Here is a 12,505-nt window from a genome sequence, read left to right on the forward strand (position 1 = left end):
GGCGGGGTGGCGGTCCGGCCACCCCCCCGGGCCTGCCCCCGTCAGGCGCCCCGCCCGCCCCGGGCGGGCGGATGGCCAGTCGAACGACGTGGCCTCGCCCTGACGGAGCGCGCGGTCCAGGTGGAGACGGAATATACTACCGCTGCCGGTTCGATTACTTCTGCGACGCCGTCCTATTTTTTACGTCTATAGAAAGCGGAGCGGACTTGTGATAGAGTCTGGTGTCCTTTAGCCCACACCCGCCTCGTGGCGAGTTGTATTCGCCACCTCGCCCATTCCGCCTCTGAGAACCACCCGCTCCACTGGGCGGCGCGGAACCACTCGGCTTGATAGATGGCGAAGGTTGGCCCCTGTCCTGACCGGGTCAGGTATTTGTGACTCCAGGGTTTGCGCCCCGTCGTAAAGTGAAGGGCGGCTATGACTGAGACTGCGGGCGGGGCGGCACGCGTGACGTGGCTTCCAGCCTGAACGTTCCACTCGCCCGGGAGCGGCGCCCATCGACTTCCGCCGGCAGCAGCCGACAAGACGGCGTTGAGGCCGCATTGATCTACAGTCTTGTAGAGGTGTCCATACTCACGGAGCTCAGCGATGACGGCCTGCCCTAGCTGCTCGGCTCGCCAACGCGAGAAGTCCATGACCATCACGCCCGAGTTGTTGTAAGGAAGAAAGGGGTCGAGTCCACGCTCAGCGTAGCTCCGTCTCCCCCGCCCGACCGGGGAGCCGGTGTTCGGGGCAGCGGCGGCTGGAGAGGGCCGCCCAGTAGGATCCCTGAGTGAGACGTCGAGGAGAGCCCCGGGGTCTCGGAACACGAGGACATCGCCGTCGAACCATACCGCCCGCCCGACATCGCCGAGGATGTCAGGGGCGAGCAGACGGAGGTAGGCCGTAGCCGTGATCCGGCTGTTCCCTCCGAGACCGGCGATGGCGCTGAGGTCTGGGGCCACGCGGTGCACGTCGAGCGTCACGCCGCGTGCGGCGGCCTGGGCCGCCGTGTGACCGAGCGCCCGGTCGAGGCGCCCGGCGACGGCCGGGGAGAGGCCCCCGTCGAGGACGTGGAGGGCGAGGCGCCGACCGGGGTCCGAGGCCGCGGCGAGCGAGGCGGCCATGACGGCGGTCGGGAGGGCGAACCCGTCGTCGGTCGCACACACCACGTGCACCGGGGGGGCGAGGGCAGGTGCGGTCGTCGTCATGTGGGGCGTGAGCTTGATCGCTGCGTGAGGTGTCGGTGCCGGCATCGGCTGAGCGAGTTTACCACGTATGCCTACGGCGGCCCGCGCCGACCGCCTCGACGTCTCCGTCACACCGGCCACCGATTAGGAGATGGGGAGGCTGTAGAGGGTGAGCGCCCCGGTCCAGTCGTTGCGTACGAGGCCCCTGACGCTCCGGCAGACGGTCCCTGTCATACCAAATCCGGCTACTCTGTTGAGGTATGGTCAGCGCCGCCGGGCCACCAGTGATACAGCGTCCGGCTCTGGATCCTGGCCGGCTGGTCGGTGAGCGACACGCACGTCTCGCCCAGTACCGCTTCCAGATCGGCGAGACGCTCGAACACCCGGTTCGCCAGCCGCTCGTCGGTCAGCTCCCACAACCGCTCGGCGGGCATCAACTCTGGGCTGTACGGCGGCAGGTGCTCGAAGGCGAGCACGCCGTCGGCCTCCAATGCGAGCGTCTCCGCCGACATGTGCCACCCGGCTTGGTCGAGCACTAGAAGGACCGCCTGCTCGCGGCTTCGCAGGAAGGCAGCCGTGATCTCGCAGAACATCGCCGAGTTGACCGAAGGCGCTAGCCAGAACTCGCTCTCGCCCGTCTCGGGGCACACGAAGGCGTAGACGTAGAGCCACTCGTAGCGCGGACGGACGGCGACCTGTGGACGCTCGCCGCGGCGCGCCCACGTCCGGCGCAGGATCGGCTTGAGCCCGACCCGGTGCTCGTCCATCGCCCACACCTCGACCGAGCGCTCGGCGCGGGCCGCCTCAACCTGCGCGACGAGCTTGTTTTTTGAACGCCGCTTGCGCGGCCGGATCTGCGTTGTCGTGGTGCGGGCGCGGGGTCTGCGCCGAGAAGCCGAGGCGGACGAGCCACTCCCAGCCGCGCTGGTCGTGGACGTGTTCGCGCCCGGTGGCGGCCTCGATCCAGCGGGCGACCTTAGGTCCGCTCCACAGCCCGCCGTCGGGCGCGGTGCCAGAGGCGAGCGCGGCGTCGAGATCTGCCTGCTGCGCCGTGGTCAGCATGGCCGGTGCGCCGGGGTGGTCGTGGCGACGGTCGCGCATGGCCTCGGGTCCGCCGTCGTTGTAGCGGTGGATGAGGGAGCGGACCCAGAGCGGGGTGTAGCCGGTCACCTCGGCAATGTGTGCCGTGGATCGGCGCAGGGTCTTGAGCCAGATGACCTGCCAGCGGGCGCGCTCGGTGGCGTCACGGCAGGCGCGGAAGCGAGCGCGGACCTCCGCGTCAGGCAAGTGGTCGGTGAGCGAGAGCGTCCGAGACATGGCGAGCCGGAGGCGAGTGGACCGCTCAGACCGCGCGACCAGAAAGAAAGCTCCCGGATCTGGTATCACACGCCCCCCCCACCCCCGGGCGGGCGGACGGCGGCGGACCAGTCGAACGACGCGGCCTCGCCCCCCCGGAGCGGGCGGTCCAGGTGGAGCCGGAGGACTGGCGCGCGCCAGTCCCCGTCCTTCGTGTACGAAGGAACGACCTCGACGCGGCCCACCTTCACGGCCGTGCCCGACCGGGGCGTCACGCTCACGAACGACGGGTCGAGCGGCCGCCACAGGAGCTCGGTCGGGACGTCCACGAACACTTCCCCGCCCCGCCCAGTGAACGAGGCGCGGCCGCCGTCCTCGCTCGTCCGCCCGCTCTTTGCGTCGGTGACGCGGTCAAGCGTGGACATGGCGAAAAAGAGCTCGAGGTTGAGGAAGTATCGGTCGTGGATGTTGAGCGACACGTCCTCGAACGCGACGCGGAGCTTCGAGGGGTCGCCTTTGAACCCCGCGAGGTTTCCGCCCCCGTTCGACCCGCGGAAGAGGGTGTTCGTCGTGTTGTTGAACGAGCTCCGCCGGATCGTGACCTCGCGGCCGACGGCGTCGTCCGAGACGCCCACCTTGGCGATGAACTTGTGGGGGGCCACCTCGTGGATCTCCTCGAACGTCACCGTCTGCACGTTGTCCCACTCTGGGCGTCCCCGGTGGGTCGCGTTCAGCTTCAGGGTAGAAGCGCTCTTGCCAGTTCCGCCGAGTGACCGATCCGAGCGGATGTCGCGGTAGGTCGACCGGGTCACGTTCAGCGTGCCGAACAAGCCGCCTCGCTCCTTCGAGCCGAGGTCGTAGAGCACGACGTGTTCGATGACGTTGTTCGGGTAGAGCGCGCGCTGGTAGCCGTTCCCGCTCTCTGCGAACACGTAGCCGAAGCTGCTACCTGGGTCTGTCACGATCCGAGCTGGGTCCTCATGCGAGACCCCCCGGATCGCGATGTTCGGCCCGAGGCCACTAAAGGCTCCGATGGCGGCCTCTCGGAAGTCGAGGTAGATCCCGGTAACGGTCGTGCCGAAATTAGTCGGCACCGTCCCGTCCTCGCGCGTGAAGTAGCCGTCGTCGCCGGCGAGGTCGGCCGGGTCGTGGGCATCGCCGCCCCGGATGCCCCACATTCCCCGACCCCGCCGGGTCGGGCTCACGGCGCCGTCCTCGAACACGAGGTTGTCGACCGTTCCGTACCCCCACGCCACGTGGTCCCACGCGAACCCGTGCAGCGTGAGGTTGGTGTAGGAGCCGTTCGCGTTGTAGAGGACGTGGTTCCAGAGGCTGTTCCCGAGGCGGACGTTCTCGACCGTCCACGTGTTGTTGGCGTTGCCGAGGAGGCCGTTCGAGATGAACCCGTCGACGGCCACGTTGCGGACCGTCAGGTGCTGCCCCTGCGGGATGTAGACGCCCTTGTGGTTCGTCGAGACGAAGCCCGCGTGGCCTGGCGAGTTGCGGCCCCACTCCTCGAGCTCGGCGTACGACGCGTAGTCCTCGGTCCACGGCTGCTGGTTGTTTTCCCAGTTCCCGTCGAGGACGATGTCTTCGATGCCCGCCTCCATCACCCCGTGCCCCACCCAGAGCGACGTCGGGCGGCCCTTGAGGACGAACTTGGCGTCGGGCGCGAGGTAGGCCGGGTCCGACGAGTTCTTCAGCATGCGGATGTGGCGGAACGCCTCGCCGTCCATCGTGCGGAGCCGGGTGTGCCGGGGCCGGACGCGGACCGGGCGGTAGGTGTGGCCCAGGTCGTTCGTCACCGTCTGGACTTCGGTCCCGCCCTCGCCCCGCAGCGTGACGCCGTTGGGGACGATGATCGACCCGAAGGTGTCGTAGACGTCGGGGAACGAGAGCCGCACCTCGCGGACGGCGCCGGACCGCTCCCCGTTCAGGGCGTCCGCAACATTCATCACGTGGGCCAGGATGGGCTGGACATCCGTCGAGCCGGTCCAGCTTGGGCCACGCGCGGCCGGCCGCGCGCCGAACCACTCGACCCGGAGGACGGGCTCCGAGCGCACGCGCTCGAGCCGCACGTCGCCCGTCGTGTGGCGGTACGAATACTGGACGGTCCGGTCCCGGCCGATCCGGGCCTTGTACAGGTTCAACCGGCCGCCGTCGCCGTAGAAGAAGCCCGGCGCGAGCGTCCGGCTCAAGCCGTGAGCGTGGCCGTGGAGGTAGTGCCCGGGGATCCGGAGCCAGAGGGAGCCGCGCTCGTCGAGGACATCGAGAGAGAGCGACCCGAACACGACGTCCTCGCCGCGTGGGACGCCCTCGAACCGCTGGTCGTGGCGGTACCTGTGCGCCTCCATCACCACCCCGCTCGCGTGCTCGTCCGGCACGAACACCGTCCCGCCGTCCGGGGCCGCCCCGCTCGCCGTCACGTCGAACGTGCCGCCGCCGCCGTCGCCCTCGGCGTAGTAGCCGCCGACCTCGACGGTCTGACCCGGCTCGAGGCCGCGGAGCGCGAGCGCGTCCGCGAGCGTGGCCGCGGCGATCCGCTCCGACGGCGGCGGCGGCGGCGGCGCAGGGCGGGGCGGGGGCGCCCCCTCCGGCGCGCCGTACACGAGGGTCGCCGCGTCCGAGAGGTGGACTCGGTAGCCCCGCCCGGGCTGGAGCGCCGTGAGCGGCTCCGCGTTGTTTGCTTCGGGGTACGTCCGGCCGTCGACGTCCTCGACCCGCGTCATCGAGGCCCCGAGCGAGGCGAACGCCTCCTCGACGTCCATCGGCCCCGTCCCAAAGTAGGGAACCCAGCTCCATCCCCGCTCCAGAGGCAAGGCCGACTGCGGCTCGATGCGCTGCCCCCGGACTTCGACCGTGACGGGGTTCCGGACGTAGACGAGGTGGGCCTGCGTCCACCGCCACTCCGTAAGGTCGCGGACCCCGTACTTGGGCGCGAACACGGCGCCCTCGCCGTCCTTGATCAGGAAGATCTGGTCGAGCTGGTCCCCGAACAGGTCTTCGAGGTCGTGGCTCTCCGGCGAGACGTAGAGCGAGACGAAGTTCGGCCCCGGCTCCAGGTCGATCCGCTGCGTGACTTCGGCGCCCACGTCGGGCGGCGCCTCCTGCGACGTGTACGCTGAGGGTTGCGCGCGCGCAAGACCCGAGACGCACAAGGCGCACACGAGGGGGAGCAGAACGCGGAGGTAGAGCGGGGCGGCGGGCACGCGGGGGGCGGGGCGGGGGGACATAGATGCAGAGGGAAGCGGGGGGCGGTATCAGCGCCGGCGGCCCCGAGTCGAGTCACCCCGCTCAGATGCAACGGAGGTGCAACGTGACCTCGCATTGTCGGCAGACGACAGCCCCATGAACTTCCATCCGGCAACCCCCTAAACACGCTACTCCGGCAGAACGGCGGGAACGGGTGCCCCGCCCTAGAGCCGCTGGGGCGACTGGATGCGTAGCCGCGGGGAATGCCTGTGTGATCGTTCAGTGCTTTCGCTGAGGCCGCCGCCCCGCCCCGCTCCAATAGGGTACACTCCCGTACCCCGAGTCCTAGCGGTCTCGGCCGAGTGGTGGGGACCACGAAAGGCCGGCGACGGCGAAACGATTGACCTGCTTGACGACGATGGCGGCCCGCGCCGCGAGTGTGGTGGCTATGAGCGTAGCTGCCCTGTACGCCCCCTCCGCGATGGCGCAAGACGCTCCACCCCGCTCAGAGACAACGCACGCCGCCGAAGCGTCCGCGAGCGCCGAAGCCTTTTTTCCCCTCCTGCCGGGGAGCGTGTTCGACTACGCGAGCGAGGGGGGCGCTGCCCTCCGCCGGTCCGTCACGGGAGACACGCTCGTCGGGGCGACGTCCTACGCGAGCGTCGTCGACTCGGCATGGGCCGCACCCACGTCGCCTGCCCGCGTCACCCGGTACCTCGCGCGCTACGACGCGGGCTCCGCGCGCGTCGTCGTGTGGGACGGGAGCCGCGAGCGCCCGTCGCCGCAGCTCGCGCCGTGCCCGCTGGGCGGGGCGGGCGCCGTCGACTGCGCCGCGGGCGGGGCGGGTGACCGCCGGCAGGTCACGGTCGGGGAGGGGGCGCTGGCGATCGCGCCGGGGCACGAAGTATCGACTCGGACCTACGCGTCCGAAGCCGGCTTCGGCGTGCTCGTCCTCGCCGAGGGGCTGGGACCCGTCGTCATCGCCGGCCCCGACGGGACCTACGTTCTCCAGTACGCCCACGTCGGCCTGAGCGAGGTGGGAACGCCGCTCCGCTCGGACCGCCCCGCCCACGGTGCGCCGGCGGGGCTCCGCGTCCGCGCGTGGCCGAACCCGGCTGCGGGGCCGGTGACGCTGCGGGTCGAGGGGGCCGCGCCGGGACCCGCGACGGCCGAGGTGTTCGACGCCTTGGGGCGCCGCGTCCTCGTCGTCCCGCTCCCTTCGAGCGGGGCTGTGCGGGAGGCCGTCCTGGACCTGGACCTGAGCCCCGGCGCCTACGTGGTCCGCGTGCAGGGCGGGGCGGGGGGCGGGGCGGCCGTCCGGTTCGTTAAGCTGTAGCCTGCGCCGTTCGCACGCGGAACGCACGGCGGCGGCGGATCTGAACGGGCGTCCGGTGGCGTACCCTGTGCCCGCCCCGCCCCCGTGCGCACGAGCGCCTTGGCGGCCCCCGTTGACACGCGATCCGTCCCGCCCCGCCCGCTGTATGGGCACGTGCAAGGTTCGGCCCGCCGCTTGCCCTCTCCGCAGGACCCCCAGCCATCTTCCGCCATGTCCGAGAGCCCCCTCCAGCAGTTCCTGTCCCGCGTCGAGGACCGCACAGCCGTCGTCGGCATCGTCGGCCTCGGGTACGTCGGGCTCCCGCTCGCCGTCGAGGTGGCCCGCGCCGGGTACCGCGTGGTCGGGCTGGACGTCGATCCCGAAGTCGCCGCGGCCATCAACGCGGGCGAGAGCCACATCCAGGACGTCCCGTCCGAGACGCTGGCGCCGTACGCCGAGAGCGGCCAGATCGAGGCGACGACCGACCCCGCGCGGCTCGCCGACTGCGACGCGGTCTCGCTCTGCGTGCCGACGCCGCTCAACAAGATCAAGGACCCCGACCTCTCGTACGTCCTGGCGTCCACGCGGACGGTCGCTGACCACCTCCGGGCGGGGCAGCTCGTGGTGCTCGAGTCGACGACCTACCCGGGGACGACGGACGAGGTGCTCCGCCCGCTCCTCGAGGAGTCCGGGCTCGTCGTGGGCCGCGACGTGTTCCTGTGCTACTCGCCCGAGCGCGTCGACCCGGGCAACGAGACGTGGCAGACGAAGAACACGCCCAAGGTGATCGGCGGCGTGACGGACGCGTGCGCCGAGGCCGGCGTCGCCCTCTACGAGACCATCTTCGACGCGCTCGTGCCGACCGAGAACGCGCGCGCGGCCGAGCTCGTGAAGGTCTACGAGAACACGTTCCGCATGATCAACATCGCGCTCGCCAACGAGCTCGCGCAGGCGTGCGACCGGCTGGGCCTCAACGTGTGGGACGTGATCGAGGCGGCGGCGACGAAGCCGTTCGGGTTCATGAAGTTCACGCCCGGCCCCGGGCTGGGCGGCCACTGCATCCCGCTCGACCCGCACTACCTGTCGTGGAAGATGCGGTCGCTGGCCTACAAGACGCGGATGATCGACGTGGCGAGCGAGATCAACGCCGAGATGCCCTCGTTCGTCGTCCGCAAGGTGGCCGACGCGCTCAACGACGTGGCCAAGCCCATCCGCGGGAGCCGCGTGCTCGTGCTCGGCGTGGCCTACAAGCGCGACATCGACGACCTCCGCGAGAGCCCGGCGTTGGAGATCCTCCGGCTGCTTCAGGAGAACGGGGCCAACGTGGGCTACCACGACCCGTTCTGCCCCGTCATCGCCGACGACGGCCACACGACGCTGACCGGCCTCCCGCTCCACAGCGTGGACCTGACGGAGGAGGCGCTCTCGTCGGCCGACGCCGTCGTCATCGTCACCGACCACACGACGGTCGACTACGCGGCCGTGCGCCGGCACGCCCCGCTCATCGTCGACACGCGCGGCGTTCTCCGCGGCGTCGAGGGTCCGGGCCGCGTCATCGGGATCTCGGGCGACGGCGTGTTCGCCGACAGCGTCCCGTCGCTGGCGTAGCGTTGCAGGGCGAGGGCGGGGCGGTATCCTAGAAGTCCTGCGGCCTACCCCACCCCGCCCGTGACCTGGATCGCCGTCGCGGTCCCCGTGCTCGTCGTCGCCTTCGTCCTCACGGCGTGGCCGCACGAGGCGTGGGTCCGGGCAGGGCGGCTCGCGCGCCGCGCCGACGGGTCGACGAGCGCGCGGCGCCAGGCGACCGAGCGGTCGGAGCGGCGGCGCGTGCTCGTCCGCGGCGTGGTTTTTCCGGTCGTGGCGGCGTTCCTCGTGGGCGGGGCGGGGGTCGCGCTGCACGAGTGGGTCCCGTGGAGCGCGACGGCGGCCATCTTCGGCACGGCCACGCCCGAGACCGACCTCGTGGCGCGGAGCCTGTTCGAAGACGTCGAGGCCCGCGCCCGCGAGGCCGCCGAGCAAGCGGCGAACCGGGTCCCCGACGAGTTCCGCGTGCCGGGCCAGATCGGCGTCCGCGAGTGGCTGTTCCAGCACTTCCCGCTCCACCCGATCTGGCTCGCGTTCGTCGCCGCCGCCGTCGTGTGGCTGGTCCGGTGGGTGCTCGCCGAGCGCGCGCGCTACCTCCGCGGCCTCCGCAGCCGGATGCGGGCGTACCAGCGGCACGACCTCCGCCGCCTCCGCCGCCCGGCCGACGCCGCCCCGCCCGCGTAGCGCGGCGCCTGGTCAACAACTCCGCCCCGCCCACCGAGGGCGGGGCGGGTGCGTGGGATCTGGGGGCGGGGCGGCCTCATTCACGACGGCCCCCGCCGCCCCGCCCGTGCTCTTCCCGATCAGCGACGACGACCGCCTCCTCGACGGGCCGGCGTGGGCGACCATCCTGCTCATCGTCGCGAACGTGCTCGTGTTCGGGCTCCAGCTCGCCGACCCGGCCGTCACCTACGGGTGGAGCGCGGTGCCCGAGGAGATCACGTCGGGCCGCGACCTTGCGAACGACCGGCCGATCCCAGGTGTGGACCCGGCCGCCGAGGTGCGCACGCCGGCCGACATCCCGCAGCGGCCGGGGCCGGGACCGGCGCCGTGGATCTACCTCACGGTCCTCTCATCGATGTTCATGCACGGCGGCTACGCCCACATCGCCGGCAACGTGCTCTACCTCTGGATCTTCGGGGACAACGTGGAGCACCGCTTCGGGACCGGCCCGTTCCTCCTGTTCTACCTCGCGAGCGGCGTCGCGGCGACGGCGCTCCAGGTGGCGCTCGGCCCGCACGGCCTCGTCCCGACGCTGGGTGCGAGCGGGGCGATCTCGGGCGTGCTCGGGGCCTACCTCGTCCTCTTCCCGACGAACCGAGTCTACGCCCTCTTCTTTTTCCGCGTTGTGTCGGTCCCGGCCGTCGTCGTGCTCGGGCTGTGGGTCGCGTTCCAGTTTGTGAACGGGTACGGCGCGATCGCTTCGGCCGAGCAGATGGGCGGCGTTGCGTACGGTGCCCACGTAGGCGGATTCGTAACCGGCGTGGTGATCGCGCTCGTGCTCCGCGCTCGGGGCCTCCGCGAGCAGCCCAACGCGCTGGCACGGGCCGAGGCGGTGGGGCGCCGGCGGTGAGACGGGGCACGAGGATTGCGGAGGGACCCGTTTGTGTCTAGACACTGTATGTCCGATCTTCCCGGAGGCTTGTTCTCCCGGTCTGCCCCGCGCCGATGCCCCTTCGCCACGCTTTTCAGGTTTTCGCCGCCGTCGCCCTTGTGGGCGCCGCCGTCCCGTCGGCGCTTGCGGCCCCGCCGGACGGCCCCGCCCGCGCGGCGTTCGAGCAGGTCGGCGACGTGCCGCAGCCGTTCCGGCTCTCGACGGCCCGCCCAAACCCGTTTGCCGCCTCGTCGCGCCTCGAACTGACGATCGACGAGCCGACTACGCTGACGGTCGCCATGTACGACGCGCTCGGCCGCCGCGTGGCGCTCCTCCACGAGGGCTACACGCGCCCCGGGACGTACACGCTCCGCATCGACGCGGGCGACCTCCCGCCGGGCCTCTACATCGTCCGCGCCCAGGACGGGCGCGGCGCGACGGCCACGCGCTCGGTCGCGCTCGTCCGGTAGATCGCCCCGCCCGCCGTTACGCTGCGCCGGCCTCCAGAGAGGCCGGCGCTTTTTTGTGGCCCAGAGGGGGGGCGGGGTGGCGCTAGGTTCCGGCCGCCTCGCCTCTGCCGCTCGTGTCGCCGCTGCCCGCCCCGCCCGCTCTGGACGTCCAGGCCGCCCCGCCCGTCGCGGGCGGGGTGGAAGACGCGGCCGCGCCGACCTGCGCCGCGTGCGGGGGCGGGGTGGTGGGGCCGTACTGCCACGCCTGCGGCGAGCGCCGGCCGCGGGCCGAGGACGAGCGGTTGGGGTCGTTTCTGCGCGAGCAGTTCCACGAAGCCACGAGCGCGGACGGGAAGCTGTGGCGCTCGCTCAAAGCGCTGTTCGTCCCGGGCAAGCTGACGGTCGAGTATTTCAGCGGGCGGCGCGGGCTCTACGTCCGCCCGATCCGCATTTTTCTGGTCGCGAACGTCGCGTTCTTCTTCACCCTCAGCGCGTTCGGAGCCACAAGCGCCTTCCTGGGGAGCGCTGACGGCCAGCGGGAGATGGGGCTCTATGGTGAGTGGGCCACGTCCCGCCTCGCGGCAGGGTCGGAAGCGGCTGGCGTTGAGCAGGACGTGTACGACGCGGCCTTTGACCAGAAGAGCGGGACGCTCGCGACAACGCTCATCGGCCTCTTCGTTCCAGGCTTCGCGCTGTGCCTCGCCCTCGCTCTGTTCTGGACGCGCGCATCGGGGGTCCGGTACCTCGTGTTCTCGACGCACTACGTCGCGTTTGCGATGGCGGGGACGCTCGCTCTCGCCCTCGTCTGGGTACCCCTGGTTTTCGTGGGCAACTGGCTCGGGTCAGGCCCGCTCGTCCAGTGGGCAAGCCGCAGCATGGACCCCGTCGTCATGACGATGGTGTTCGCGTACCTCGTCGCCGCTGTGCGCCGTGCCTACGCCGTGCGGTGGTGGCAAGCTGGCCTCGTCTCGGCCGTCGTAGGGTTCGGCCTGTCGCCGCTCGTCACAACCGGCTACCGCCTCGTCCTCTTCCTCGTCACGCTCTGGACCGTCGACGTGCCGGCGCCCTGACCGCCCCGCCCGCGCGGGCGGGGTGGGGGAGAGGCCGGCCCGAAACGCGACCGCCCCGCCCACGGAACGCGGGCGGGGCGGCAGATCAAGAGAGCGGGCGGGGATCGGCCTCCTCCTCAGAGTCGTCCCTTTACACCTCCTCAAATTCGGACGCACCCACACCCCGCTCTTGACGAAGGACTCTGGCGATCAGGACCCGGTCGTGCGCGTTCGGTTGGGCGTAGTAGAAGACCGTTACACGCCGCCGGTTCAACGCGAAGCTCCGGAGAGCCGGCGCCAGCTCTGGCCGCCTCCGCCCCAGGTGGGGGAATGCGCTCAGTCGCTCGAAGCTGTCGAACACGTCGTCGACAAGCTCGTCGCCGGCCTCCTCGTCGTATGCCCTAGCGAACTCAGCGAGGTCGAGCAGGTCGGCGACCGCTCGTTCGTGGAGGTCGTACGCCCTCAAGCTTCGGCCCCGGCGGAGCCGCCGGGGGCGGGGCGGTCGCCGCGCTCGACCTCGCCTCGGAGCTGGGCCATCCGGTCTCGCATAAGCGCCTTCATCTCCCCACGTGTCACGCGGACGGCGGGGCTGGCGAGGCCTTCTCGGACGAGCCGCCGGAGCTCTGCCGTCTCCTCGTCCCGCTCCCTCTTCTCTTTCAGAAGCCGTAGCCCCTCGCGGACGACTTCGGACGCAGAGCTGTAGTCGCCGCCCCGCACGAGGTCTCGAACGTACGCGTCGAGCTGGGAGGGCAGGGAGACGTTCATCGGAGCGGGAAGGCGTGGGGGCCGTAGGATAGAGTGGAGCGCCGGCAAGCGCCAACGCCCGTCCGAAACGCGACCGCCCCGCCCACAGAACG

At 71.2% G+C, this 12,505-nt stretch carries 12 protein-coding genes; 6 read left to right on the forward strand and 6 right to left on the reverse strand.

Features of this window, described 5'->3' with window-relative positions:
- Positions 1 to 173: 173 nt before the first annotated feature.
- The 4 genes from RQM47_RS09300 to RQM47_RS09315 form a co-directional block, all read right to left on the reverse strand.
- Positions 174 to 1,157, reverse strand: coding sequence for a glycosyltransferase family 8 protein (locus tag RQM47_RS09300; RefSeq protein ID WP_314008639.1), 984 nt, complete (start codon positions 1,155 to 1,157; stop codon positions 174 to 176).
- 257 nt (positions 1,158 to 1,414) lie between these two features.
- The gene (locus tag RQM47_RS09305) at positions 1,415 to 2,023 is read right to left on the reverse strand and encodes an IS630 family transposase (protein ID WP_311666082.1); all 609 of its coding nucleotides are present in this window, start codon (positions 2,021 to 2,023) and stop codon (positions 1,415 to 1,417) included.
- Positions 1,974 to 2,486 (reverse strand): winged helix-turn-helix domain-containing protein, encoded by a 513-nt coding sequence (locus tag RQM47_RS09310; protein ID WP_314008641.1) that lies wholly within the window; start codon positions 2,484 to 2,486, stop codon positions 1,974 to 1,976. The genes RQM47_RS09305 and RQM47_RS09310 overlap by 50 nt, the downstream gene beginning before the upstream one ends.
- Before the next feature lie 65 nt (positions 2,487 to 2,551).
- Positions 2,552 to 5,698, reverse strand: a complete 3,147-nt coding sequence (locus RQM47_RS09315) for a hypothetical protein (RefSeq protein WP_314008643.1) — start codon at positions 5,696 to 5,698, stop codon at positions 2,552 to 2,554.
- Between the two features lie 533 nt (positions 5,699 to 6,231).
- On the opposite strand from RQM47_RS09315, the gene RQM47_RS09320 reads away from it, so the two are divergent.
- The 6 genes from RQM47_RS09320 to RQM47_RS09345 all read left to right on the forward strand — a co-directional run bounded on the left by RQM47_RS09320 (position 6,232) and on the right by RQM47_RS09345 (position 11,669).
- Positions 6,232 to 6,993: a T9SS type A sorting domain-containing protein gene (locus tag RQM47_RS09320; protein WP_314008646.1), complete on the forward strand. Its 762-nt coding sequence runs from the start codon at positions 6,232 to 6,234 to the stop codon at positions 6,991 to 6,993.
- Between the two features lie 210 nt (positions 6,994 to 7,203).
- Positions 7,204 to 8,580 carry a nucleotide sugar dehydrogenase gene (locus tag RQM47_RS09325; RefSeq protein ID WP_314008649.1) on the forward strand — a complete coding sequence of 459 codons (1,377 nt, stop codon included), beginning with the start codon at positions 7,204 to 7,206 and terminating at the stop codon, positions 8,578 to 8,580.
- A 60-nt stretch (positions 8,581 to 8,640) separates the two neighbouring features.
- Positions 8,641 to 9,240, forward strand: coding sequence for a hypothetical protein (locus RQM47_RS09330; RefSeq protein WP_314008652.1), 600 nt, complete (start codon positions 8,641 to 8,643; stop codon positions 9,238 to 9,240).
- A gap of 106 nt (positions 9,241 to 9,346) precedes the next feature.
- Positions 9,347 to 10,129 (forward strand): rhomboid family intramembrane serine protease, encoded by a 783-nt coding sequence (locus RQM47_RS09335; protein WP_314008655.1) that lies wholly within the window; start codon positions 9,347 to 9,349, stop codon positions 10,127 to 10,129.
- A 95-nt stretch (positions 10,130 to 10,224) separates the two neighbouring features.
- Positions 10,225 to 10,620, forward strand: a complete 396-nt coding sequence (locus RQM47_RS09340) for a T9SS type A sorting domain-containing protein (RefSeq protein ID WP_314008657.1) — start codon at positions 10,225 to 10,227, stop codon at positions 10,618 to 10,620.
- Between the two features lie 113 nt (positions 10,621 to 10,733).
- Positions 10,734 to 11,669 (forward strand): DUF3667 domain-containing protein, encoded by a 936-nt coding sequence (locus RQM47_RS09345; protein ID WP_314008660.1) that lies wholly within the window; start codon positions 10,734 to 10,736, stop codon positions 11,667 to 11,669.
- A 130-nt stretch (positions 11,670 to 11,799) separates the two neighbouring features.
- Here RQM47_RS09345 and RQM47_RS09350 read toward each other — a convergent pair whose 3' ends face one another.
- Complete coding sequence (locus RQM47_RS09350; protein ID WP_311661716.1) at positions 11,800 to 12,114, reverse strand: type II toxin-antitoxin system RelE/ParE family toxin; 315 nt, start codon at positions 12,112 to 12,114, stop codon at positions 11,800 to 11,802.
- Positions 12,111 to 12,413, reverse strand: a complete 303-nt coding sequence (locus RQM47_RS09355; protein ID WP_311661714.1) for a type II toxin-antitoxin system ParD family antitoxin — start codon at positions 12,411 to 12,413, stop codon at positions 12,111 to 12,113. The genes RQM47_RS09350 and RQM47_RS09355 overlap by 4 nt, the downstream gene beginning before the upstream one ends.
- Between the last annotated feature and the right edge of the window lie 92 nt (positions 12,414 to 12,505).

It is taken from the genome of Rubrivirga sp. S365, from assembly GCF_032248475.1.
In the GTDB taxonomy this organism is placed as follows: domain Bacteria; phylum Bacteroidota; class Rhodothermia; order Rhodothermales; family Rubricoccaceae; genus Rubrivirga; species Rubrivirga litoralis.

Bases quoted from the DNA above. Each gene is read 5' to 3' on its own strand.
- RQM47_RS09325 (WP_314008649.1), top strand. From the start codon at position 7,204: ATGTCCGAGAGCCCCCTCCAGCAGTTCCTGTCCCGCGTCGAGGACCGC.
- RQM47_RS09355 (WP_311661714.1), bottom strand. From the start codon at position 12,413: ATGAACGTCTCCCTGCCCTCCCAGCTCGACGCGTACGTTCGAGACCTC.
- RQM47_RS09315 (WP_314008643.1), bottom strand. From the start codon at position 5,698: ATGTCCCCCCGCCCCGCCCCCCGCGTGCCCGCCGCCCCGCTCTACCTC.
- RQM47_RS09310 (WP_314008641.1), bottom strand. From the start codon at position 2,486: ATGTCTCGGACGCTCTCGCTCACCGACCACTTGCCTGACGCGGAGGTC.
- RQM47_RS09340 (WP_314008657.1), top strand. From the start codon at position 10,225: ATGCCCCTTCGCCACGCTTTTCAGGTTTTCGCCGCCGTCGCCCTTGTG.